The 22,764-nt window shown below is 72.4% G+C and carries 22 protein-coding genes; 20 read left to right on the top strand and 2 right to left on the bottom strand.

Going from position 1 to position 22,764, the window contains the following annotated elements; genetic code table 11:
* Positions 1 to 36 precede the first annotated feature (36 nt).
* From WBQ80_RS04490 to WBQ80_RS04480, 3 genes are all read left to right on the top strand, one after another.
* A complete protein-coding gene (locus WBQ80_RS04490) occupies positions 37 to 678 on the top strand; it encodes a hypothetical protein (RefSeq protein WP_336570648.1) in 642 nt (213 codons plus the stop codon).
* A 26-nt stretch (positions 679 to 704) separates the two neighbouring features.
* Entirely contained in the window at positions 705 to 1,790 is a 1,086-nt protein-coding gene (gene dxr / locus WBQ80_RS04485) for a 1-deoxy-D-xylulose-5-phosphate reductoisomerase (RefSeq protein WP_336570649.1), read from the top strand.
* Between the two features lie 81 nt (positions 1,791 to 1,871).
* Positions 1,872 to 3,197, top strand: a complete 1,326-nt coding sequence (locus tag WBQ80_RS04480) for a M50 family metallopeptidase (protein WP_336570650.1) — start codon at positions 1,872 to 1,874, stop codon at positions 3,195 to 3,197.
* A 48-nt stretch (positions 3,198 to 3,245) separates the two neighbouring features.
* On the opposite strand, the gene WBQ80_RS04475 is transcribed toward WBQ80_RS04480, so the two are convergent.
* Together WBQ80_RS04475 and WBQ80_RS04470 are read right to left on the bottom strand one after the other, a co-directional pair.
* Positions 3,246 to 4,526, bottom strand: coding sequence for a low temperature requirement protein A (locus WBQ80_RS04475; RefSeq protein WP_336570651.1), 1,281 nt, complete (start codon positions 4,524 to 4,526; stop codon positions 3,246 to 3,248).
* An 89-nt stretch (positions 4,527 to 4,615) separates the two neighbouring features.
* Positions 4,616 to 5,800, bottom strand: coding sequence for an acetyl-CoA C-acetyltransferase (locus WBQ80_RS04470; protein WP_336570652.1), 1,185 nt, complete (start codon positions 5,798 to 5,800; stop codon positions 4,616 to 4,618).
* Between the two features lie 150 nt (positions 5,801 to 5,950).
* Between WBQ80_RS04470 and WBQ80_RS04465 the strand changes: the two genes are divergently transcribed.
* The 17 genes from WBQ80_RS04465 to WBQ80_RS04385 all read left to right on the top strand — a co-directional run bounded on the left by WBQ80_RS04465 (position 5,951) and on the right by WBQ80_RS04385 (position 22,706).
* Positions 5,951 to 7,162 (top strand): substrate-binding domain-containing protein, encoded by a 1,212-nt coding sequence (locus WBQ80_RS04465; protein ID WP_336570653.1) that lies wholly within the window; start codon positions 5,951 to 5,953, stop codon positions 7,160 to 7,162.
* A 36-nt stretch (positions 7,163 to 7,198) separates the two neighbouring features.
* The gene (locus WBQ80_RS04460; protein WP_336570654.1) at positions 7,199 to 7,954 is read left to right on the top strand and encodes an ABC transporter ATP-binding protein; all 756 of its coding nucleotides are present in this window, start codon (positions 7,199 to 7,201) and stop codon (positions 7,952 to 7,954) included.
* Positions 7,951 to 8,682 carry an ABC transporter ATP-binding protein gene (locus tag WBQ80_RS04455; RefSeq protein WP_336570655.1) on the top strand — a complete coding sequence of 244 codons (732 nt, stop codon included), beginning with the start codon at positions 7,951 to 7,953 and terminating at the stop codon, positions 8,680 to 8,682. Before WBQ80_RS04460 ends, WBQ80_RS04455 begins: the two co-directional genes overlap by 4 nt.
* Positions 8,682 to 9,557, top strand: a complete 876-nt coding sequence (locus WBQ80_RS04450; RefSeq protein ID WP_336570656.1) for a branched-chain amino acid ABC transporter permease — start codon at positions 8,682 to 8,684, stop codon at positions 9,555 to 9,557. The genes WBQ80_RS04455 and WBQ80_RS04450 overlap by 1 nt, the downstream gene beginning before the upstream one ends.
* Positions 9,554 to 10,642 (top strand): branched-chain amino acid ABC transporter permease, encoded by a 1,089-nt coding sequence (locus WBQ80_RS04445; protein ID WP_336570657.1) that lies wholly within the window; start codon positions 9,554 to 9,556, stop codon positions 10,640 to 10,642. Before WBQ80_RS04450 ends, WBQ80_RS04445 begins: the two co-directional genes overlap by 4 nt.
* Entirely contained in the window at positions 10,635 to 12,206 is a 1,572-nt protein-coding gene (locus tag WBQ80_RS04440; RefSeq protein ID WP_336570658.1) for an AMP-binding protein, read from the top strand. Before WBQ80_RS04445 ends, WBQ80_RS04440 begins: the two co-directional genes overlap by 8 nt.
* Positions 12,203 to 12,868 (top strand): TetR/AcrR family transcriptional regulator, encoded by a 666-nt coding sequence (locus WBQ80_RS04435; protein WP_336570659.1) that lies wholly within the window; start codon positions 12,203 to 12,205, stop codon positions 12,866 to 12,868. Before WBQ80_RS04440 ends, WBQ80_RS04435 begins: the two co-directional genes overlap by 4 nt.
* Positions 12,865 to 13,629: a 3-hydroxybutyrate dehydrogenase gene (locus tag WBQ80_RS04430; protein ID WP_336570660.1), complete on the top strand. Its 765-nt coding sequence runs from the start codon at positions 12,865 to 12,867 to the stop codon at positions 13,627 to 13,629. The genes WBQ80_RS04435 and WBQ80_RS04430 overlap by 4 nt, the downstream gene beginning before the upstream one ends.
* Positions 13,626 to 14,537: an alpha/beta fold hydrolase gene (locus WBQ80_RS04425; protein ID WP_336570661.1), complete on the top strand. Its 912-nt coding sequence runs from the start codon at positions 13,626 to 13,628 to the stop codon at positions 14,535 to 14,537. The genes WBQ80_RS04430 and WBQ80_RS04425 overlap by 4 nt, the downstream gene beginning before the upstream one ends.
* A 15-nt stretch (positions 14,538 to 14,552) precedes the next feature.
* On the top strand, positions 14,553 to 15,326 hold the full coding sequence (locus WBQ80_RS04420) for a CoA transferase subunit A (protein WP_336570662.1): 774 nt from the start codon (positions 14,553 to 14,555) through the stop codon (positions 15,324 to 15,326).
* A gap of 2 nt (positions 15,327 to 15,328) precedes the next feature.
* Positions 15,329 to 15,982 carry a CoA transferase subunit B gene (locus WBQ80_RS04415; RefSeq protein ID WP_336570663.1) on the top strand — a complete coding sequence of 218 codons (654 nt, stop codon included), beginning with the start codon at positions 15,329 to 15,331 and terminating at the stop codon, positions 15,980 to 15,982.
* 72 nt (positions 15,983 to 16,054) lie between these two features.
* Positions 16,055 to 17,134: an alpha/beta fold hydrolase gene (locus tag WBQ80_RS04410; protein ID WP_336570664.1), complete on the top strand. Its 1,080-nt coding sequence runs from the start codon at positions 16,055 to 16,057 to the stop codon at positions 17,132 to 17,134.
* A 290-nt stretch (positions 17,135 to 17,424) separates the two neighbouring features.
* Positions 17,425 to 17,736 carry a hypothetical protein gene (locus tag WBQ80_RS04405; RefSeq protein ID WP_336570665.1) on the top strand — a complete coding sequence of 104 codons (312 nt, stop codon included), beginning with the start codon at positions 17,425 to 17,427 and terminating at the stop codon, positions 17,734 to 17,736.
* 17 nt (positions 17,737 to 17,753) lie between these two features.
* Positions 17,754 to 18,485, top strand: a complete 732-nt coding sequence (locus WBQ80_RS04400) for a hypothetical protein (protein WP_336570666.1) — start codon at positions 17,754 to 17,756, stop codon at positions 18,483 to 18,485.
* Positions 18,486 to 18,582: 97 nt separating this feature from the next.
* Positions 18,583 to 19,671, top strand: coding sequence for a YihY/virulence factor BrkB family protein (locus WBQ80_RS04395; RefSeq protein WP_336570667.1), 1,089 nt, complete (start codon positions 18,583 to 18,585; stop codon positions 19,669 to 19,671).
* A 96-nt stretch (positions 19,672 to 19,767) separates the two neighbouring features.
* Positions 19,768 to 20,898, top strand: a complete 1,131-nt coding sequence (ispG, locus tag WBQ80_RS04390) for a flavodoxin-dependent (E)-4-hydroxy-3-methylbut-2-enyl-diphosphate synthase (RefSeq protein WP_336570711.1) — start codon at positions 19,768 to 19,770, stop codon at positions 20,896 to 20,898.
* Positions 20,899 to 20,939: 41 nt separating this feature from the next.
* Positions 20,940 to 22,706 carry a proline--tRNA ligase gene (locus WBQ80_RS04385; RefSeq protein WP_336570668.1) on the top strand — a complete coding sequence of 589 codons (1,767 nt, stop codon included), beginning with the start codon at positions 20,940 to 20,942 and terminating at the stop codon, positions 22,704 to 22,706.
* Positions 22,707 to 22,764: the final 58 nt, after the last annotated feature.

Genomic DNA, 22,764 nt, shown 5'->3' with positions numbered 1-22,764 from the left:
TGGGCCCGGGAGCCCGGCATGCGCGATCATGGGCGCATGGACCTCACCGGCAGCGACGTGGTCGCCCTCGGCGACACGGGCGTCCGCGCCGTGGTCGTCGTCGGCGGGCGACGCGCGCCCGGGGTCGAGGCCGTGCTCCGGGCCCACCTGGCCCGGTCGGCGGAGGTCCCCGCCGACGACCTCGAGTTCGACCACGCGTGCTCGGCGTGCGGCGCGAGGCACGGCAGCCCCGCGGTCGTCTACCCCACCACCGCGTCGGGCGCGAGGTGGTACGCCGACGCGGCGGTCGCCGGCCCGATCGTGGTCGCGGCCGTCGGCACGCGCCATCCGCTCGGCGTCGGCGTGGAGCCGACCGACCTCGACCCGTCATCGCTCATCGACGAGGCGGCGCTGCACCCCGAGGAGCGTGCGCGGCTGGCGGAGCTCGACCCGTCGGCCCGGCCGCTCGTGCGGGCGCTGCTCTGGGCGCGCAAGTCGGCGCTCCTGCGGGCCGTGGGGCACGCGGGCGTCGTCGAGCCCTCGCTGCTGGCGCTCTCGAGCCCGGTCGACGACGACGGCGTCGGTCGCATCGTGCGCACGCTGCCGGAGTTCGGGTCCCGATGGGAGCAGGTGCGCCTGCACGACGTGGCCGTGCCGGGCCGGATCGCGGCGTCCGTCGCGGTGCTGCCCCGAGCCTGACGCAGTGCCCGGCCTAGAGTGGTCGGGTGCGCAGCGTCATCATCCTCGGGTCCACGGGTTCCATCGGCACGCAGGCGCTCGACGTCGTCCGCGCCAACCCCAACCGGTTCGACGTCGTGGGCCTCGCCGTCGGATCGAATCGCGCCGAGCTCGAGCGGCAGGCCGAGGAGTTCGGCGTCGAGCACACCGCGGTCGGCATCGACGAGGCCGTGGAGCTCGTCCGCAGCGTCGACGCCGACGTCGTCCTGAACGGCATCACCGGCTCCGTCGGGCTCGGGCCCACCATCGCCGCGCTCGAGCGCGGCACGACGCTCGCGCTCGCGAACAAGGAGTCGCTCATCGTCGGCGGCGACCTCGTCACCCGACTCGCGGCGCCCGGGCAGATCGTGCCCGTCGACTCCGAGCACTCGGCCATCGCCCAGGCGCTGCGCTCGGGTACCCGGCACGAGGTGCGACGGCTGGTGCTCACCGCATCCGGCGGCCCGTTCCGCGGCCGGACCCGGGACGAGCTCGTCGACGTCACGCCGGCCGAGGCGCTCGCCCACCCGACGTGGGACATGGGCCTCGTGGTCACGACCAACTCGGCGACGCTCGTCAACAAGGGCCTCGAGGTGATCGAGGCGCACCTGCTGTTCGACGTCGACTACGACCGTATCGACGTCGTGGTGCACCCCCAGTCGATCGTGCACTCGATGGTCGAGTTCATCGACGGCTCCACCATCGCGCAGGCGTCGCCGCCCGACATGCGGCTGCCGATCTCGCTCGGCCTCGACTGGCCCAACCGCGTGGCTGCGGCGGGCCGGCCGCTCGACTGGACGACCGCGCAGCAGTGGACCTTCGAACCGCTCGACGAGGCGGCGTTCCCCGCGGTGCGCCTCGCCAAGCAGGTCGGCCGGGCCGGAGGCGAGTACCCGGCGGTGTTCAACGCCGCCAACGAGCAGGCGGTGGCGGCCTTCCACGCGGGCCGCATCGGGTTCACCGCCATCGTCGACACCGTCCGCGCCGTGGTCGAGTCGCACGAGGCGTCCTCCGGCGGACTCACGGTCGAGGCGCTCGCCGAGGCCGAGCGCGTCGCGCGCCGGCAGGCCGACCTGCGCATCGCCAGGGGGTAGCCGCGGGGCCGGCCCCGCGCGCGCCATCCGCTCACAGCCGGCGGACAGCGCGCACCGAGCCGGCGGCCCTACGATGACGGGGTGGAAACCGTGCTCGCCTTCGTCGTCGGCGTCCTGATCATCGTCGTGGGCCTCGCCGTCTCGATCGGGCTGCACGAGATCGGGCACCTCGTGCCCGCGAAGCTGTTCGGCGTCAAGGTGACGCAGTACATGATCGGCTTCGGGCCGACGATCTGGTCGAGACGGAAGGGCGAGACCGAGTACGGCGTCAAGGCGATCCCGCTCGGCGGCTACATCGCCATGATCGGGATGTTCCCCCCGGGCAAGGGCGAGCAGGCCGGCGAGGGCAGCACGAGCTTCCTGCGGGGGATGGTGCAGGACGCGCGCACCTCGAGCGCCGAGTCGATCACGCCCGGCGACGAGCACCGCGCGTTCTACCTGCTGCCCGTGTGGAAGCGCATCGTCGTCATGTTCGGCGGCCCCTTCATGAACCTGCTGCTCGCGATCGTGCTCTTCGGGATCCTGCTCATGGGATTCGGCGTCGCCCAGCCCTCGACCACGATCGGCTCGGTGTCCGAGTGCGCGCTCCCGGCCACGAGCGAGCGCCAGACGTGCGAGGCCGGCGACCCCGCCGCGCCCGGCGCCGAGGCGGGCCTGCAGCCGGGCGACGAGATCGTCTCGGTCGACGGCCGACCGATCGGGTCGTGGAACGAGTCCACGGCGATCATCCGCGAGCACCCCGGCCAGGCGATCGACCTGGTCGTGGTACGCGACGGCGAGGAGGCCACGGTCGAGGTGACGCCGCTCCTCAGCGAGCGGTACGTCACCGACGAGCGCGGCCGGGTCGTCGAGGACGAGTCGGGCGAACCCGTCACCGTCGAGGTCGGGTTCATCGGCATCGCACCCGCCTCGGAGACGGTGCGGCAGCCGGTGACCGCGGTGCTCCCGATGGTGGGCGAGAACATCGCGGGCGTCGCGAACATCATCGTGAACCTGCCGCAGCGGATGGTCGACGTCGCCGAGGCCGCATTCGGTCCCGGCGAACGCGACGCCGACGGGCCCATCAGCGTCGTCGGCGTCGGGCGGGTCGCAGGCGAGGTCGCGACGCTCGACGAGGTGCCCGTCGCCTCGCGCGCGGCGTTCATGGTCGGGCTGCTCGCCTCGCTCAACGTCGCGCTGTTCGTGTTCAACCTCATCCCGCTGCTGCCGCTCGACGGCGGGCACATCGCGGGTGCGCTCTGGGAGGCGATCCGCCGCGGCTGGGCGAAGCTGCGTCGCCGACCCGATCCCGGGCCAGTCGACCTGGCCAAGCTCATGCCGCTCACGTTCGCGGTGGTCGTCGTGCTCGGCGGCATGAGCGCGCTGCTCATCTACGCCGACATCGTGAAGCCGATCAGCGTCCTCTGACCCGGCGGGCCGCCGCCGGGTGCGAGCGGATGCCGCGCCGCGGCCGCCTCACGCGAGGGCGCGGCGCAGCGCCTCGGCCTGGTGCCGGTGGCCGACCGTCTCGTACCCGACGACGACGACCACGGGAGAGAGCGCGGCGATCACGATGCCGGTGCCCATGCTCGCCCCGGACGCGACCCCCCACACGGCCGCCACGAGGGGCACCATGCTCGCGAGGAAGAGCCCGATGTGGAACGGGTCGAACTCGCGCAGCAGCAGCGTGTACAACGCGAACAGCCCGAACGAGAACACCCCGACCGGCACGACGACCGTGAGCAGCGCGGTCGTGTCGTCGATGTGCGCGACGCCCTCGATCACGTACGCCGCGACGTGCAGTCCCGCGCCGGTCGCCGCGAGCGAGCCGAACAGCACGATGTGGCCGTATCCCCAGACCCAGCCGCGCTCGCGATGGCGGGCGAGCACCTTCCCCGACGGCATGATGAAGTACACCCACCACAGGCCGAAGGCGAGCATCGTGCCGCCCACGGTCACGAGCACCGCCTCGAGGTCCCAGCCCTGCTCCTCCACGACGGCCGAGATGGCGAGGATGCTTCCGAGCACGATCTCGCCGAGCGTGATGATCACGAGCAGCCCGTACCGCTCGGCGATGTGGTGCGCGTGCCAGGGCGTGCGGCCGCCGAAGCGCTCGGCCATGAGCGGACCCGCGAGCTCGAAGGCGACGAGGAGCACCCACGCGACGACGGCCCCCGCGAGGGGCGGGTCGACGACGAGCAGTCCGATCCAGCCGGCCTGCGCGATGGAGACGAGGACGGCGTAGGCCAGCGCGGTCCGCCGGTGGGCCGGGTCGTGCCGGGCGGCCCGCAGCCAGAGGGCCACCACCGCGACGCGCATGATGACGTAGCCGATGACCACGACGTCGTTCTCGAGCTCGCCGCCCTCGTCGATCGACGTGAAGGTCGCGGGGAGGCCGAGGGCGAGCACGATGACGCCGATCATCTGCGTCATGGTCGCGACGCGGAAGAAGACGTCGTCGTTGTCGTAGGCCGAGGCGAGCCAGGCGTAGTTGATCCACGCCCAGGCGATCGCGAAGACCGCGAACACGAAGCCGAACGTGGCCGGCACGAAGTGGCCGAGCTCGAGCAGGTGGGCCGTCTGCGTGCCCGCCTGGCTGAACGCCGCGACGAACACGAGGTCGAAGAACAGCTCGAGCGGGGTGGCCGACCGGTGCGGCTCGTCCGGGTCCCGGCCCGTCATGCGTCGCAGCCGATGGTCGAGGCGGGCAGGCGCGGATGCCGCCTGCCCGGCGTCGTCGGTGGTGATCTCGCTCATGCGACCCCTCTCGGGGCGGGCTCGCGCCCGCGTCGTGCTGACATCATGCCTCAGCGACGACGCGGGCGCGTCATCCGGACGCCGTGCGGCTACCGGGAGAGCAGGAGCGCCTCGCCCTGCCCGCCGCCGCCGCACAACGCGACCGCGGCTCTGCCGCCGCCGCGGCGCGAGAGCTCGAGCGCGGCGTGGAGGGCGAGCCGTGCGCCCGAGGCCCCGATGGGGTGGCCGAGCGCGATCGCGCCGCCGTGCACGTTGACCTTGTCGTGGTCGAGCGAGAGGTCCTTCATGGACTGCAGGGAGACCGCGGCGAAGGCCTCGTTGATCTCGACGAGGTCGAGGTCGCCGGTCGCCCATCCCGCGCGGTCGAGCGCCGCGGCGATGGCGTTGGACGGCTGGGAGTGGAGCGAGTTGTCGGGCCCGGCGACCTGGCCGGACGCGCCGACCAGCGCGAGCCAGGGAAGGCCGCGCTCCTCGGCCCACGCGCGGCTCGCGACCACGACGGCCGCGGCACCGTCGGAGATGGGCGACGAGTTGCCGGCCGTGATGGCGCCGCCCTCGGCGAACGCCGGGCGGAGCTTCCCGAGCGTCTCGGGCGTCGAGTCGGGGCGCACGCCCTCGTCGGTCGTGACGACGACGGGGTCGCCCTTGCGCTGCGGGATCTCGACGGGGACGATCTCGGCGTCGAACAGCCCGTCGGCCTGCGCCTTGCCGGCTCGCACGTGCGAGGCGGCGGCCACCTCGTCCTGCTCGGCGCGGCCGAGGCCGTAGCGCTCGTTGAAGCGCTCGGTCGACGAGCCCATCGACTCGTGGTCGAACGCGTCGGTGAGGCCGTCGTGCGCGGTCGTGTCGACCAGCTCGATGGACCCGTAGAGGTGGCCCTTGCGGGATCCCGGGAGGACGTGGGGCGCATTCGTCATCGACTCCTGGCCGCCGGCGACGACGACGTCGGCCTCGCCGAGGCGGATCATGCGCGCGGCATCCGTCACGGCGACGAGCCCGGAGAGGCACACCTTGTTGATCGTCATCGCGGGCACGCGCCAGGGGATGCCCGCGGCGACCGCGGACTGCTTGGCGGGGTTCTGCCCGGCGCCCGCCTGGAGGACCTGGCCCATGATGACGGCGTCGACGTCGTCGGGGGAGACGCCGGCCTTCTCGAGGGCGCCGCGGATCGCGACGGTGCCGAGCTCGACCGCCGTGCGCGTGCCGAGGTTGCCCGCGATGCGGCCGAACGGGGTGCGGGCGCCGGCGACGATCACGACGTCGGGGAAGCTCATTTCGGGTGGACTCCTTCGTCTCGGGGTGCGCGGGGATGGTGCGCACCCGCCTCGGGTTGCGCGTCGTGCGCGTTCGACCCTAGTCTACGTTCCTGAGACCTGAACCAGCTGTCAGGTTTGACATCGTCGTCACTCAGAGAGGCTCACAGCATGCGAGTTACACCGAAGTACCTCGCGCCGGCGCTCGTCGCCGCCGCGGCCACCGCCATCGCGCTCGCCGGTTGCGCACCGACGAGCCCCGCCGGGGGAGGTGAGGCCGACGGCGCCGACGCCGCACCCGTCGCCGTCGGCATGATCACCTCGCAGACGGGCCCGCTGGCCGCCTACGGCGAGGCCTACACCGCCGGGTTCGAGGCCGGGCTCGACTACGCGACCGAGGGCACCGGCGAGGTGGACGGCCGCGAGCTCGACATCACGTGGGAGGACGACCAGGGCAACCCCGACACCGCGGTCGCGAAGGCCAAGGACCTCATCGGCCAGGGCACGAAGGTCATCGCCGGCACCGTCGTCTCCGGCATCGCCACCTCCCTCGCCGAGCAGGCCGAGCAGAACGAGGTGCTCTACATCTCCGGTCCCGCAGCGACCGACGCCGTCACCGGGGTCAACGACTACACGTTCCGTTCAGGCCGCCAGACCTACCAGGACGTCGCCACGGCGGGCACGTTCATCGGCGACCCGGCGGGCAAGAAGGTGGTCGTGTTCGCGCAGGACACCGCGTTCGGCCAGGGCAACCTCGCCGGCGTCGAGGCCGTGCTCGGCGGCCAGGGCGCCGAGGTCGAGGGAGTGCTCGTCGCCGAGGACGCCACCGAGTTCACGCCGTTCGCGCAGCAGCTCGTGGCCGCGCAGCCCGACCTCGTGTTCGTCGCGTGGGCCGGTGCCTCCTCCGGCGCGATGTGGACCTCGCTGCAGCAGCAGGGCGTGTTCGACGCGACCACCGTCGTCACCGGGCTCGGCGACGTCGCCACGTACCAGGCGTACGGCGATGCGTCGGGCGACATCTCGTTCCTGAACCACTACTTCGGCGGCGCCGCCGGCACCGAGGTCGAGACGGCGATGATCGAGCACCTCGAGGAGGCCGGCGCGGTGCCCGACCTCTTCTCGGTCGACGGCTTCGTCGCGGCGCAGATGATCGTGCAGGCCGTCCGCGAGGGCGGCGACGACGTCGAGGCCATGATCGACGCGCTCGAGGGCTGGACCTTCGAATCGGTCAAGGGCGAGATCACGGTCCGCGAGGACGACCACGCGCTCATCCAGCCGATGTTCCAGGTCTCGCTGGTCGAGGGCGACGCCGGGTGGGAGCCCGAGCTCGTCGAGACGATCGACGCCGAGACGGTCGCACCGCCCGTCGTCGAGGGCAAGTGACCTGATCCCTCCCATCACGATCGGAACCGCACGGACATGACCGACCACCCGGCGCTCGAACTCGAGCGCGTCTCCCTCCGCATCGGCGGCGCGCAACTGCTGCACGACATCTCGCTGGCGGTGCCCGCGGGCGAGATGCTCGGCGTCATCGGCCCGAACGGCGCCGGCAAGACGACGCTGTTCAACGTCGCCTCGGGCGTGCTGCGCCCCACCGAGGGGGTCGTGCGCCTCGCCGGCGCCGACGTGACCCGTCATCCCGTGCACCGGCGCGCCGCGGCCGGCCTCGGCCGCACGTTCCAGACGTCGAGCCTGTTCCCGGCCCTCGACGTCCGCGAGAACGTGCGGCTGGCCGCCCAGGTCCGCGAGGGTCGCGCGGCATCCGTGTTCCGCACTCCGCGGCGCACGGATGCCGCGACCCGCCGCGCGACCGCGGCGCTCGAGGAGGTCGGCATGGCCCACCGGGCCGACGCGACCGCCTCGGGACTCGCCCACGGCGAGAAGCGCAAGGTCGAGATCGCGATGCTCATCGCGATGGAGCCCCGCGTGATCCTCCTCGACGAGCCCATGGCGGGCGTCGGCTCGGCCGACGTGCCGGCGCTCACCGAGGTGATCCGCGGGCTCCACCGCGGCGGGCGCACCGTGCTCCTGGTCGAGCACCACATGGACGTCGTGCTCGGCCTCGCCGACCGCGTCGCCGTCATGCACCACGGCGAGCTGCTCGCCGTCGATTCCCCGGAGGCCGTGATGGCGAACCCCACCGTGCAGACCGCGTACCTCGGCAGCGCCGCATGAACCCCGAGGACGCGGCCGTCGAGCCCATCCTCAGCGTCCGCGGCCTGCACGGCCGCATCGCCGGCCAGCAGGTCGTCGAGGACGTCTCGTTCGACGTGCCCGCGACGGGCGTCACCGCGCTCCTCGGCCGCAACGGCGTCGGCAAGACGTCGACGATCAAGTCGATCCTCGGCCTGATCGACCGCACGGGCGAGGTGCGCCTCGCGGGCGAGCGCATCGACCGCATGCCCACCCACCGCATCGTGCAGCGCGGCGTCGCCTACGTCCCCGAGGACCGCGAGGTGTTCGGCTCGCTGACCGTGGCCGAGAACCTGCGGCTCGCCGAGCGCGACCGGATGCCGCGGCGCGAGCTCGTGGCCTCCCTCTTCCCCGACCTCCAGGCACGGCTCGAGCAGCGGGCCGGCACCCTCTCGGGCGGCCAGCAGCAGATGGTCTCGCTCGCCAGGGCGCTCGTGAACGAGAACCGGCTGCTGCTCGTCGACGAGCCGACGAAGGGCCTCGCACCGCGCATCGTCGACGAGGTCGCGGACGCGCTCGCCGAGGCCGCGCGCAGCGCGCCGATCCTGCTGGTCGAGCAGAACCTCCTGGTGGTGCGCCGGCTCGCCGAGCGGGTCGTGGTGCTGTCCTCCGGCCGGGTCGTGTTCACGGGCACGGCCGACGAACTCCTCGACGACCACGACCGCGTGCAGCGCTACCTCGGCGTGCACGACGAACGGGAAGCCGCCTGATGGACACCCTGATCCTCCTCCTCATCACCGGCCTCGGGCTCGGCGCCCTCTACTTCCTCGTCGCGAGCGGCCTCTCGCTGATCTACGGGCTCATGGGCGTGCTCAACTTCGCGCACGGCGCCTTCCTCACGATCGCGGCGTTCCTCGGCTGGGAGGCCGGACGGCGCATCTCCGACGGCACCTGGACCGGGCTGCTCATCTCGATGGCCGTCGGCATCGTGGTCGGCGCGACCGTGGCCGTGCTGACGGAGGTGCTCGTCATCCGCCGGCTCTACGAACGCCACATCGAGCAGGCGCTCGTCACCGTCGGCATCTCGCTCGCGGCCGTCGCCCTCTTCGAGGGAATCTGGGGCTCCGACCCCATCTACACCGATCGGCCGGCGTGGCTGACGCAGACGACCGAGATCCTCGGCGCCCGCATCCCGAACGACCGGTTCCTGCTCATCGCCTGCGCGGCGATCGTGCTCGGCGGCATCGTCGTGTTCCTCCGCCGCACGCGGTACGGCCTCATCATCCGCGCCGGCGTCGAGAACCGGCACATGGTCACCGCGCTCGGCATCGACGTGCGACGCTCGTTCACCCTCGTGTTCGCGATCGGCGGCGCCGCGGCCGGACTCGGCGGGGTGCTGGCATCCGTCTACTACGGCTACGTGTCGGCCCATCTCGGATCGGTCCTGCTCATCTTCGCGTTCATCGTCACCGTGATCGGCGGGCTCGGGTCGCTCACCGGCGCCGCGATCGCCTCGGTCCTCGTGGCGGTGCTCCAGCAGTTCGCCAACTTCTACCTCGGCGGCACCGGCGACCTGGTGGTCGTCGTGCTGCTCGCCGCCGTGCTCCTCATCCGCCCGCGTGGACTCATGGGAAAGACCGCATGACCGCCAAGTCGCTCCGCCTCGCCATCGGCGGCCTCCTCCTCGTCGTCGCGCTCGCCGTGCTGCCGCTGCTCGCGATCGACATCCCCGGCGTCCTGCCCGGACCCACGTACACGCCGGGGACCCTCCAGATGCTCGCGTTCGCGCTGCTCATCGCGGCGCTGGCCCTGAGCTACCGCATGATGTTCGGCCTCGCGGGGCTCCTGTCGTTCGGCCACGCGCTGTTCTTCGCCGCCGGGGCGTACGGTCTCGCGATGACGCTCGAGGCGTTCGGGCCGTCGGACTGGCCGAGCCCGGCGATCTTCCTCGCCTCGATCGCCATCACGCTGGTCGCCGGGATCGTGCTCGCGGCCACCGTCGGCTCGCTCGCGCTCCGCGTCACGGGCATCTCGTTCGCGATGGTGACGCTCGCGTTCGCCCAGGCCGGGTCGGTGCTCATCCGACGCAACCCCGGCGGGGCCACCGGCGGCGAGGAGGGCATCTCGCTCGACACCGCGAACGTGCCGCCCGAGCTCGTCGGCGTGGTCGACACCCGCAACCTCTACTGGATGGCGCTCGCCGTGCTCGTGGTCGTGTACCTCGTCGTGCTCTGGGTCGAACGCAGCCGTGCCGGCCACGTCGCCGAGGCGATCCGCGAGAACGAGCTGCGCGTGCGCGTCATCGGGATCCGCCCGTACGACGTGAAGCTGCTCGTCTTCATCGTCGCGTCGGTGCTCGCCGCCGTCGCGGGCATGGGCTACCTGCTGCTGCAGTCCGGCGCGGCGCCGCGCGTCGCCACGGCCGACTTCACGCTCACGCTCCTCGTGATCGTGGTACTCGGCGGGGTGGGCGCGCGCTGGGGTGCGATCGTCGGCGGTATCGTCTACACACTGCTCGACCAGCGGCTCACGGCGCTCGCCGGGTCGGACGCGGTCGCCGCGCTGCCCGACGTGCTCCGCGTCCCGCTGTCCGAGCCGCTGTTCATCCTGGGCACGCTCTTCGTGCTCGTGGTGCTGTTCCTGCCCGGGGGCATCGCCGGACTTCCCGACCGCATCCGCACCGGGAAGCGGCAGCATCCGGCCGAACGCGAGGAGGCGGTCGATGTCTGACGGACGCCCGGCGCACCACGCGCCCTGCACGCTCGGCCGCTGGACCGCCGACCGCGCGCGCACCGCCCCCGACGCGATCGCGATCGATGACCGCGGCGTCGTGGTCACCTACCGCGAGCTCGACGAACGCGCGACCCGGCTGGCCGGCGCGTTCCGGGCGGCCGGGTACGCGGTCGGCGACCGGCTCGCGACGATCACGGGCAACAGTGCCGACCACGTCGTGCTGTTCTTCGCGTGCGCGAAGGCCGGGCTCGTGCTCGTGCCGCTGTCGTGGCGGCTGTCGCCCCGCGAACTCGCCGAACAGCTCGAGACCGCCGACCCGGTGCTGCTGCTCGTGGAGGACGAGTTCCAGACCGTCGCGCGCGCCGCGCTCGACCGGCTCGCGCGCCGTCTCCCGACGGGGGCGCTCGGTGCGCACGGCGTCGAGCGTCACGTGCCACATCCCGGCCTCCGCCTCGTCGCCCCGGAGACCCGCCGCGACGCGCGCGACGACGACCCGCTGCTCATCGTGTTCACCTCCGGCACGACCTCCCGCGCGAAGGGCGCCGTGCTCACGCACGCGAACTGCTTCTGGACGAACCTGTCGCTGTCGAAGACCATCGCGATCGCCGAGCACGACGTCGTGCTCGCGGTCATGCCGCAGTTCCACGTCGGTGGTTGGAACATCCAGCCGCTGCTGGCCTGGTGGTCGGGCGCGACGGTCGTGCTCGAGCGCACGTTCGACCCCGGCCGCGTGCTGCACCTCATCGCCGAGCGGGGCATCACGACGATGATGGGCGTCCCGGCCAACTACCTGTTCCTCGCGCAGCATCCGGACTTCGCCGCGACCGACCTCTCGACCCTCGGCCACGCGGTCGTCGGCGGCGCCCCGATGCCGCCCGCGCTGCTGCGCACGTGGCACGCCCGCGGTGTCGCGCTCACGCAGGGCTACGGCCTCACCGAGGCCTCGCCGAACGTGCTGTGCCTGCCCGACCGCGAGGCGACCCGCCGCGTCGGCTCGGCGGGGCTCCCGTACGCGCACGTCGACGTCGCGGTCGCCGAGCCGGCGACCGGCGAGGTGCTCGACGGGGCCGCCGAGGGCGAGCTGCTCGTGTCCGGCCCCGGCGTCTTCGCGGGCTACTTCCGCGACCCGGATGCCACGGCGTCCGCGCTCCGCGACGGCTGGCTCCGCACGGGCGACCTGGTCCGTCGCGACGCGGACGGCTACTTCACGATCATCGACCGGCTGACCGACGTCTACATCTCCGGCGGAGAGGGCGTCTCGCCGGCCGAGGTCGAGTCGGTCCTCATCGCGCATCCGGCGGTCGCCGACGTCGCGGTCGTGGGCGTGCCCGACGACCGGTGGGGCGAGGCCGGCTCGGCATGGGTGGTGCTGCGCCCCGGCGCGATCACGGATGCCGCGGAGCTCGCCGACTTCGCCCGCGGCTCGCTCGCGGGATTCAAGGTGCCGCGCGACATCCGCTTCATCGACGAGATCCCCCGCTCGACCGCGTCGAAGACGCTGCGCCGGGTGCTCGCGGAACGCGCCGCCCGGCTCGCCGAGGCCGAGGGGGTCGACGCGTGACCGCCGCGGCGCCGCGCACCGCGCGCGGGGAGAAGACCCGGCGCAAGCTCCTCGAGGCCGCCGAGCACGTGTTCGCCGAGCACGGCTACACCGAGGCATCCGTCTCGCGCATCACCGAGCGCGCGGGCGTCGGCCAGGGCACGTTCTACCTGTACTTCGACACGAAGCTGCGGATCTTCGAGGAACTCGTCGAGGACCTGAACCACCGGGTGCGGCAGGCGATGAGCGAGGGCGCCGCGGGCGCGACCACGCGGCTCGAGGCGGAGCGGGCCGGCTTCGCGGCGTTCTTCCGGTTCACGGCCGAGCATCCGGCGCTCTACCGGGTGATCCGCGAGGCCGAGTTCGTCTCACCCGACGCGCTCCGCCTGCACTACACGCGCATCGTCGAGGGCTACATCGACGGGTTGCGCCTGGCGCAGCTCGACGGCGACATCGGCGACATCGACCCGACCGTGGCCGCGTGGGCGCTCATGGGCATCGGCGAGATGATCGGCATGCGATGGGTGCTGTGGGGGAGCGGCGCCGAGGGGGCCGGCGACGACGCCGATCCGACCGCGTCGGGCACGTCGACCGTCCCCGAGCACGTGCTCGACGAGATGATGCGATTCATCGGCGGCGCCCTGGGGAGGGGCGCGCGCCGCAGCGACGAGGAGGATTCATGACGGGACTGAGCGGATCGACCGGACTGGCCGGGCGCCGGGCCATCGTGACGGGCGGTGCGAGCGGCATCGGCCTCGCGTGCGCCGAGGCGCTCGCCGGGGCGGGCGCGCACGTGACGATCGCGGACCTCGACGGCGAGGCCGCGGCATCCGTCGCCGACCGCATCGGCGGCGAGGCCTGGACGGTCGACCTCGGCGACACCGCCGCGCTCGCCGACCTGACGCTCGAGGCCGACATCCTCGTGAACAACGCCGGCCTGCAGCACGTGCGCCCGATCGAGCAGTTCGAGCCCGAGCGGTTCTCGCTGCTGCTGCGCGTGATGCTCGAGGCGCCGTTCCTGCTCGTCCGCGCGGCGCTGCCGGGCATGTACGAGCGCGGGTTCGGCCGGGTGATCAACGTGTCGAGCGTGCACGGACTGCGCGCCTCGCCGTACAAGTCGGCGTACGTCTCGGCCAAGCACGGCCTGGAGGGACTCAGCAAGGTCACGGCGCTCGAGGGCGGCCCGCACGGGGTGACCTCGAACTGCGTGAACCCCGGCTACGTGCGCACGCCGCTCGTCGAGAAGCAGATCGCCGACCAGGCGAAGCTGCACGGGATCGCCGAGGAGGACGTCGTCGAGAAGGTCATGCTCACCGAGTCCGCGATCAAGCAGCTCGTCGAGCCCGGCGAGGTCGCGAGCCTCGTGCGCTGGCTCGCGAGCGACGACGCGCGCATGGTCACGGGTGCCAGCTACACCATGGACGGCGGGTGGAGCGCGCGATGAACGGTCCCGTCCCCTTCGCCGCGCCGGTGCGCGGCGGCGACCTCGCCGGCGGGCAGTGGCGAGCGGATGCCGCGGGCGTCCCGATCCTCGCCCTGCACGGCATCACCGCGACCCACCGGGCGTGGCACCACGTCGCCGATGCGCTCCCCGAACGGCGCATCGTCGCCCCCGACCTGCGCGGTCGCGGACGCTCCAACGGGCTGCCGGGCCCGTGGTCGCTGCGGGACCACGCCGACGACCAGCTGCGCGTGCTCGACGCGCTCGGCATCGACCGCGCGTTCGTCATCGGCCACTCGATGGGCGCCTTCGCGACCGTCAGGTTCGCGGCCGCGCACCCCGACCGGGTCGCGGGGGTCGGGCTCGTCGACGGCGGCCTGCCGATCCCGCACCCCGACGGGATCGCGCCCGACGAGGTCGCCGCCGCGGTGCTCGGGCCCGCGCTCGCCCGGCTCGAGATGCGCTTCGCGGACCCGGCCGCGTACGTCGACTTCTGGAAGGCGCACCCGGCGATCGGCCCCGCGTGGGACGACCACCTCGCCGACTACGTCGCCTACGACCTCGTGGGCACGCCGCCGGAGCTGCGCTCATCGGCCGTCGCCGAGGCGGTCGCCCGGAACGTGCTCGAGCTCGACGGCCGCGAGGGCTACGCCGACGACCTCGCCTCGCTTCCGGCGCCCGTCGACCTCCTCCGCGCCGAGCGGGGGCTGCTCGACCAGCCCGAGGCCCTGTACCCTCGCGAGCGGGTGGCGGCGTTCGCAGAACGGATGCCGGCGCTCCGCGTCACCGAGGTCGCGGGGCTCAACCACTACACGATCGTGATGACGGATGCCGGTGCGGCGCAGGTCGCCGCGGTCGTCGCGCCGCGGCTCGCCGAGGCCGACGCCGCGGCATCCGTCTCGAATCGCTGACAAGGAGGTCACACGATGACACTGGACAAGACCGTCGGATCGGCCGCGGAGGCGGTCGCCGACATCCCGGATGGCGCGTCGCTCGCCGTGGGCGGGTTCGGACTCTGCGGCATCCCCATGGTGCTGATCCAGGCCCTGCTCGAACGGAAGGTCGGCGACCTGTCGGTCGTCTCGAACAACTGCGGCGTCGACGACTGGGGCCTCGGGGTGCTGCTGGGTGCCGGGCTGATCCGCAAGATGACCTCGTCGTACGTCGGCGAGAACAAGGAGTTCGAGCGCCAGTACCTCTCGGGCGAGCTCGAGCTCGAGCTGACCCCGCAGGGCACGCTCGCCGAGAAGCTCCGCGCGGGCGGTGCGGGCATCGCCGCGTTCTACACGCAGACGGGCGTCGGCACGCAGGTCGCCGAGGGTGGACTCCCGCAGAGGTACGCCGCCGACGGCTCGATCGCGGTCGCGTCGGAGCCGAAGCCCGTGCAGACGTTCACGATGCGGGGCGAGGAGCACGAGTTCGTGCTGGAGGAGGCGATCACGACCGACTTCGCGCTCGTGCATGCGCTGAAGGGCGACCGCCACGGCAACCTCGTGTTCGACAAGTCGGCCCGCAACTTCTCGCCCCTGGCCGCGATGGCCGGCCGCGTGTGCATCGCCCAGGTCGAGGAGCTCGTCGAACCGGGTGGGATCGACGCGGACGCCGTGCACCTCCCGGGCATCTTCGTCGACCGCGTCGTCGAGGTCGGCACCGGGATCGAGAAGCGGATCGAACGCCGCACCGTGCGAGAGGGGAACTGACCATGGCGCTCACCCGCCTCGAGATGGCCGCGCGCGCGGCGAAGGAGCTCGCCGACGGCTCGTACGTGAACCTCGGCATCGGCCTGCCGACGCTCGTGCCGAACTACGTGCCCGACGGCGTCACGGTCGTGCTGCAGTCCGAGAACGGCATCCTCGGCGTCGGCCCGTACCCGACCGAGGACCAGGTCGACCCCGACCTCATCAACGCCGGCAAGGAGACCGTCACGGTCCTGCCGGGCGCGGCGTACTTCGACTCGGCCACGAGCTTCGGCATGATCCGCGGCGGCAAGGTCGACGCGGCCATCCTCGGCGCGATGCAGGTGTCGAAGGACGGCGACCTCGCCAACTGGATGATCCCCGGGAAGATGGTCAAGGGCCCCGGCGGTGCGATGGACCTCGTGCACGGCGCCCGGCGCCGCATCGTGCTCATGGAGCACGTCGCCAAGGACGGCTCGCCGAAGATCGTCGACTCGTGCTCGCTTCCGCTCACCGGCAAGGGCGTCGTCGACCGCATCATCACCGACCTCGCCGTGATCGACGTCACGCCCGACGGCCTGAAGCTCGTCGAGGTCGCCCCCGGCGTCACGGTCGACGAGGTGGTGGAGAAGACCCAGCCGCCGCTCGACACCACCTCGGTGGCATCGCTGGTCGAGTAGCGCGAGGCCGCCCGCCTCCGCTGGTCGAGGAGCGCGAAGCGCGTCTCGAGACCCCGTCGAAAGGACCCCGTCATGGCCGACACCATCCTCCCGGGCATCGCCGCGCACCGCGTGACGACGCCGCGCTACACCGCCCAGGTGCTCGAACGACCCGCGGATGCCGCGGTCGACGCGCCGCGCACCGTGCTGTTCGTGCACGGCAACGTGTCGTCGTCGCTGTTCTGGCAGCCGACGATGCTCGCACTCCCCGGGGACGTGCGCGCGCTCGCCGTGGACCTGCGCGGCTTCGGCGGCAGCGAGACCCTGCCGGTGGACGCGACGCGCGGGCTCGGCGACTTCGCCGAGGACCTCGCGTCGGTCATCGGCGAGCTCGACCTCACCGACGTGCATCTCGTGGGCTGGAGCATGGGCGGCGGGGTCGTGCTCCAGGCCCTGCTCGAGCACGAGCTGCCCGTGGCATCCGTCACGCTCGTGAACCCCGTGTCGCCCTTCGGCTTCGGGGCGACGGATGCTTCGGGGAAGCTGCTGAACCCGGATGCGGCGGGCTCGGGAGGCGGGGGAGCCAACCCCGACTTCGTCGCGCGGCTGCAGGCGGGCGACCGCACGGCGGAGGCGCCGGCGTCGCCGCGTTCGGTGTACCTCGGAACGTACGTGGCTCCCGGGTTCACGTCGGAGCACGACGACGTCTGGGTCGAGTCGATGCTCACGACCGCGACGGGCGAGCACAACTACCCGGGCGACTCGCGCCCGACGGAGCACTGGCCGGGCTTCGCGCCGGGCGGGCGTGGCGTGCTCAACACCATGGCGCCGACGAACTTCGACGTCAGCGGCATCGTCGACCTGCCGTCGAAGCCGCCGATCCTGTGGATCCGCGGTGCCCAGGACGCGATCGTCTCGGACGCGTCGCTGTTCGACCTGAACCAGCTCGGCGCGCTCGGCGTGATCCCCGGCTGGCCGGGCGCCGACGTCGCGCCGCCGCAGCCGATGATCGCGCAGACCCGGATGGTGCTCGACCGGTACGCCGAGCGCGGCGGCGCGTACCGCGAGGTCGTGCTCGAGGAGTGCGGGCACTCGCCGCACCTCGAGCAGCCCGACCGGTTCCTCGACGAGCTCGTCGCGCAGCTCGGCGGCGACGAGGACGCCGCGGCCTGAGCCGGAGGAGCGATACCGCTTCGTGATGCGGGGGTGCGCCGGCCGGCGCACCCCCGCTGCCATGCTGGTCACGACGGTTCCCCACCGCCCTTCCGAACAGGAGTTCAGTTGACCCGCCGCTCGCGCCGCGCCGCGCCGCGCTGCCCGCCCTGATCCTCGCCGCCGGACTCGCGTTCGCGCTCTCCGGCTGCGCTCTCGAGGCCGCACCGGCGGCAGAGCCGTCGGGTGCCCCCGCGACCACGGCTCCCACGCCGACGGCGACCGCGGATCCGCTCGAGTCGGTCACCACCGTGGTCCTCCGCCCGGAGCACCTCGACCTCGTCGACGCCGCTGGAACGGTCGTGGCCGAGCTGGCGTACGACGACGACGCCTCCGCGATCGCGGAGTCCCTCGCCACGGTGTTCGGCAGCGACGCCGAGATCGAGGAGTTCACGGCGCCATGCTGCGAGGGTTCGCATGACGATCCGGTCCCCGACGGTCTCGAGGCCACCGCCTGCGACTCGCTCATGGCCGAAGTCGTCGGCACGCTCGGCGTCGACATGGGAGGCACGCCGTCGGTCACGTCCATCCGCTCGCCCATCTACACTGACGTGTGCGAGTGAATCGCAGAGGAGCCCTCATGACCCGAACCCGACACGCCCGTCTCCGCGCCGCGTTCCTCGCCGCGCTCGTCCTCCCGCTCGCGGCATGCGCCGCCGAGCCGGCAGCGCCGACGGCTTCGCCGACGCAGCCCGCCCACGTGATGGCGACGCCGACCGAGGAGCCGGTCGACCCGCTCGAGGCGGTCGTCGCGATCGAGGTGCGCCCCGACGGGCTCGAGCTGCGCGATGCCGGAGGTGCGGTCGTCGCCGAAGTGGACTACATGGGCGATGCTGCCGAAGCGGTCGCGACACTCACGGCGGTGTTCGCTGCCGAACCCGTCTCGGAGCCCGTCGAGGGCGACCTGCACTTCCCGGGCGGCGTGAAGCACAGCTGGGAGGGCTTCGAGCTCATGGAAACCCACTACGACGAGGAGCGGCGCGCCGCGGACGACCTCGACAACCTCCTCTGGCCCCGGCTCATCGCGCTCGTGCGGGCGCCCCGAGTCGGCGGCGTGGACGTCACGTCCACCGCCGGCCGGGTCGGTGACCGAGTCGATCAGCTCGACGTCGCGATCGACCAGGAGCTCTGGACCTGCAGCGGCTGGGCGGTCGAGATCACCGGCGTGACCCGCGCCAGCGGCGCGACGAACACGGTGGGGGTGAGCCTTTCGTTCTCCGGCGCGACCGGCATGCGCGAGGCGCTGCCGGCCACGGACGAGACCGTGACGCTGGTCCGCGCGCCCGCGGATGTCGCCGAGGGCTGCGTCTGAGCCGGTCCACCAGCGTCGGCCCGGGCGCAGGATAAGCCGCCCGGGCCGACCGCGCCAGTCCCTCGCCGCGTCGCCGGACGGCGCGCAGGATGGGGCGATGACCGACGCACGAGCCGTCCACGACGACCGCATCGCTCCCGACCCTGAGGACGATCGCAAGCCCGACACGCCCGCCGAGCTCTCGAAGCGGTCCTGGAAGTACGTCTTCCGCAAGACGCTTCGCGAGTTCGTCGACGACGAGTGCCAGGACAGCGCCGCGGCGCTCACCTACTACGGCGTGCTCGCGATCTTCCCGGGGCTGCTCGCGCTGACGTCGCTCCTCGCCCTCGTGGGGCAGGGCGGGAGCGCGATCGACCAGTTGCTCGGCGTGCTCGAGGGCGTGGCCCCGCCCGAGGTGCTGCAGGTGCTGAGCGAGCCGTTGCAGCGGTTCGCCGACTCCCCGGCCGCAGGCCTCGGTTTCGTGACCGGCCTCCTCATCGCGCTCTGGTCGGCATCCGGGTACGTCGGCGCCTTCGGACGAGCCATGAACCGCATCTACGAGATCGAGGAGGGCCGGCCGTTCTGGAAGCTGCGCCCGGTGCAGCTCGGCGTGACCGTCGCGGCGGTCGTGCTCGTGGCGGTCGTCGCCGTCATCCTCGTCGTCTCGGGGCCCGTGACCGACGCCATCGGCTCGGCGCTCGGGCTCGGCGAGTCGGTCCGGGTGATCTGGGAGATCGCGAAGTGGCCGCTGCTCGCCGTCATCGTGATCGTCATCATCGCGCTGCTGTACCACGCGACGCCCAACGCCAAGCAGCCGAAGTTCCGGTGGATCAGCCTGGGCGCCCTCCTCGCGATCCTCGTCCTCGTGATCGCCTCGGCGGGGTTCGCGCTCTACGTCGCCAACTTCTCGAACTACGACCGGACGTACGGCTCCCTCGCCGGGGCGATCGTGTTCCTGCTGTGGCTCTGGATCGCGAACAATGCGCTGCTGTTCGGCGCCGAGTTCGACGCCGAGCTCGAGCGCGGTCGCGAGCTCGAGGCCGGCATGCCCGCCGAGGAGCGGCTGCAGCTGCCGCCGCGCGACACCCGCAAGATGGACAAGGCCGAGAAGAAGGAGAAGGAGGACATCGAGCTCGGACGCCGGATCCGCGAGGCGAGTGCGGCCAAGGACGAGGGCGGCGCGAAGCGGGGCGACGAGCAGCGCTGAGCGGCGCGTCGCGCCGGGCGCGAAGCATCCGTTCGATGGAGGTGCCGCCCAGCGGGGCCGCCCTAGACTGGCAGCGTGCCTGCAGTGAACATCGGAATGCCCAAGGTCCCCGAAGTCCTCGCGCCCCGGCGCACGTCTCGGCAGATCAAGGTGGGCAAGGTGCTCGTCGGCGGCGACGCCCCCGTGAGCGTGCAGTCGATGACCACCACGCCCACGCCGAACATCAACGCGACCCTCCAGCAGATCGCCGAGCTCACCGCGTCGGGCTGCGACATCGTGCGCGTTGCCGTGCCGAGCCGCGACGACGCCGAGGCGCTGCCGATCATCGCCAAGAAGAGCCAGATCCCGGTCATCGCCGACATCCACTTCCAGCCGAACTACGTCTACGCCGCGATCGACGCCGGCTGCGCAGCCGTGCGCGTGAACCCCGGCAACATCCGCAAGTTCGACGACCAGGTGGCCGAGATCGCCCGGCGTGCCAAGGCGGCGGATGTCTCGATCCGCATCGGCGTGAACGCCGGATCACTCGACCCGCGCCTGCTCCAGAAGTACGGCAAGGCCACCGCCGAGGCGCTCGTCGAGTCGGCCGTGTGGGAGGCGAGCCTGTTCGAGGAGCACGACTTCCACGACTTCAAGATCTCGGTCAAGCACAACGACCCGATCGTCATGGTGAAGGCGTACCGGATGCTGGCGGAGCGGGGCGACTGGCCCCTGCACCTCGGCGTGACCGAGGCCGGTCCGGCGTTCCAGGGCACCATCAAGTCCGCGACCGCGTTCGGCATCCTCCTCGGCGAGGGCATCGGCGACACCATCCGCGTCTCGCTCTCCGCCCCGCCCGTCGAGGAGGTGAAGGTCGGCCTGCAGATCCTTCAGTCGCTGAACCTTCGCGAGCGCAAGCTCGAGATCGTCTCGTGCCCGTCGTGCGGCCGCGCGCAGGTCGACGTCTACAAGCTCGCCAACGACGTGACCGACGGGCTCGAGGGCATGAGCGTGCCGCTGCGCGTCGCCGTGATGGGCTGCGTCGTGAACGGCCCGGGCGAGGCCCGCGAAGCCGACCTCGGCGTGGCATCGGGCAACGGCAAGGGCCAGATCTTCGTCAAGGGCGAGGTCATCAAGACCGTGCCCGAGTCCGAGATCGTCGCCACGCTCATCGCCGAGGCGAACCGCATCGCCGACGAGATGGGCGTCGACGCTCCGGTCGGCTCGCCGACGGTCCTCACGCCGTAGGCCGCGCGGGACGCGCCATCCGTCGTCACTAGAATCGTCGGGTGCCCACACGCCTGACGAACTTCTTCCTCCGCACGCTCCGCGAAGACCCCGCCGACGCCGAGGTCGCGAGCCACAGGCTGCTCGTGCGCGCCGGCTACATCCGGCGCCAGGCGCCCGGCGTCTTCGCGTGGCTGCCGCTCGGCCTGCGCGTCAAGGCGAAGATCGAGCGCGTCATCCGCGACGAGATGGAGTCCGCGGGAGCGCACGAGGTGCACTTCCCCGCGCTGCTGCCGCGCGAGCCGTACGAGCAGACCGGTCGCTGGACCGAGTACGGCGACGCGCTGTTCCGGTTGAAGGACCGCAAGGACGCCGACTACCTGCTCGCCCCCACGCATGAAGAGGTCTTCACGCTGCTCGTGAAGGACCTCTACTCGTCGTACAAGGAGCTCCCGCTCACGATCTACCAGATCCAGGACAAGTACCGCGACGAGGCGCGACCCCGCGCGGGCCTGCTGCGCGGGCGCGAGTTCACGATGAAGGACGCGTACTCGTTCGACGTCAGCGACGCCGGGCTCGACGCGTCCTACCAGGCGCAACGCGACGCCTACGAGCGGATCTTCCAGCGGCTCGGGCTCGACTACGTGATCGTGCAGGCCGACGCCGGCGCGATGGGCGGCTCCAAGAGCGAGGAGTTCCTGCACCCGACGCCCGTCGGCGAGGACACCTTCGTCCGCTCCGCGGGCGGCTATGCCGCCAACGTCGAGGCGTTCACGACCGTCGCGCCCGACCCCATCGCGTTCGACGAGCTGCCGCCCGCGGCGATCCTCGACTCGCCGAACACGCCGACGATCCAGACCCTCGTCGACCTCGCGAACGAACGCTACCCGCGCCCCGACGGCCGCGCGTGGACGGCGGCCGACACGCTGAAGAACGTCGTGCTCGCGCTCACCCACCCGGACGGAACGCGCGAACTCGTCGTCGTCGGCATCCCCGGCGACCGCGAGGTCGACGCCAAGCGCGTCGAGGTCGCCTTCGCGCCGGCCGAGGTCGAGGCGGCGACCGAGGAGGACTTCGCGCGCAACGCCGGCCTCGTCAAGGGCTACATCGGGCCCTGGTCGCCCGACGGCCCCGTGCTCGGCGCCGAGTCCGTCACCGGCATCCGCTACCTCGTCGACCCGCGCGTGGTCGCCGGAACCGAGTGGATCACGGGAGCGAACCTCGACGAGAAGCACGTGTTCGGCCTCGTCGCGGGGCGTGACTTCGTCGCCGACGACACGGTCGAGGCGGCGAACGTGCGCGCCGGCGACCCGGCGCCCGACGGCTCCGGCCCCGTGGAGCTCGCCCGGGGCATGGAGATCGGGCACGTGTTCCAGCTCGGGCGCAAGTACGCCGACGCCCTGGGCCTCAAGGTGCTCGACGAGAACGGCAAGCTCGCCACGGTCACCATGGGGTCCTACGGCATCGGCGTCACCCGGATCCTCGCGATCATCGCCGAGCTGCACAACGACGACAAGGGCCTCATCTGGCCGCCCGCGGTGGCGCCGTTCGACGTGCACGTGCTCGCGACGGGCAAGGATGCGGCCGCGTTCGAGGCGGCCGAGCGCATCGTCGCCGACCTCGAGGCATCCGGGCTCGAGGTGCTCTTCGACGACCGCCCCAAGCTCTCGCCCGGGGTGAAGTTCGCCGACGCCGAGCTCATCGGCGTGCCGAAGATCGTCATCGCCGGCCGCGGCGTCGCCGACGGCGTCGTCGAGGTGTGGGACCGGGCCTCCGGCGAGCGCGTGAGCGTGCCGGTCGACGGGGTCCGCGAGGCGCTCGGCCGCTGAGGCGGTCGAACCCGCGACCAGCACGCGAACGCCCCCGGCACCCTCACGGGCGCCGGGG

It is taken from the genome of Agromyces sp. CCNWLW213 (assembly GCF_037199545.1).
Classification (GTDB): Bacteria; Actinomycetota; Actinomycetes; order Actinomycetales; family Microbacteriaceae; genus Agromyces.
This window is presented reverse-complemented; position numbering and strand designations above follow the sequence as displayed.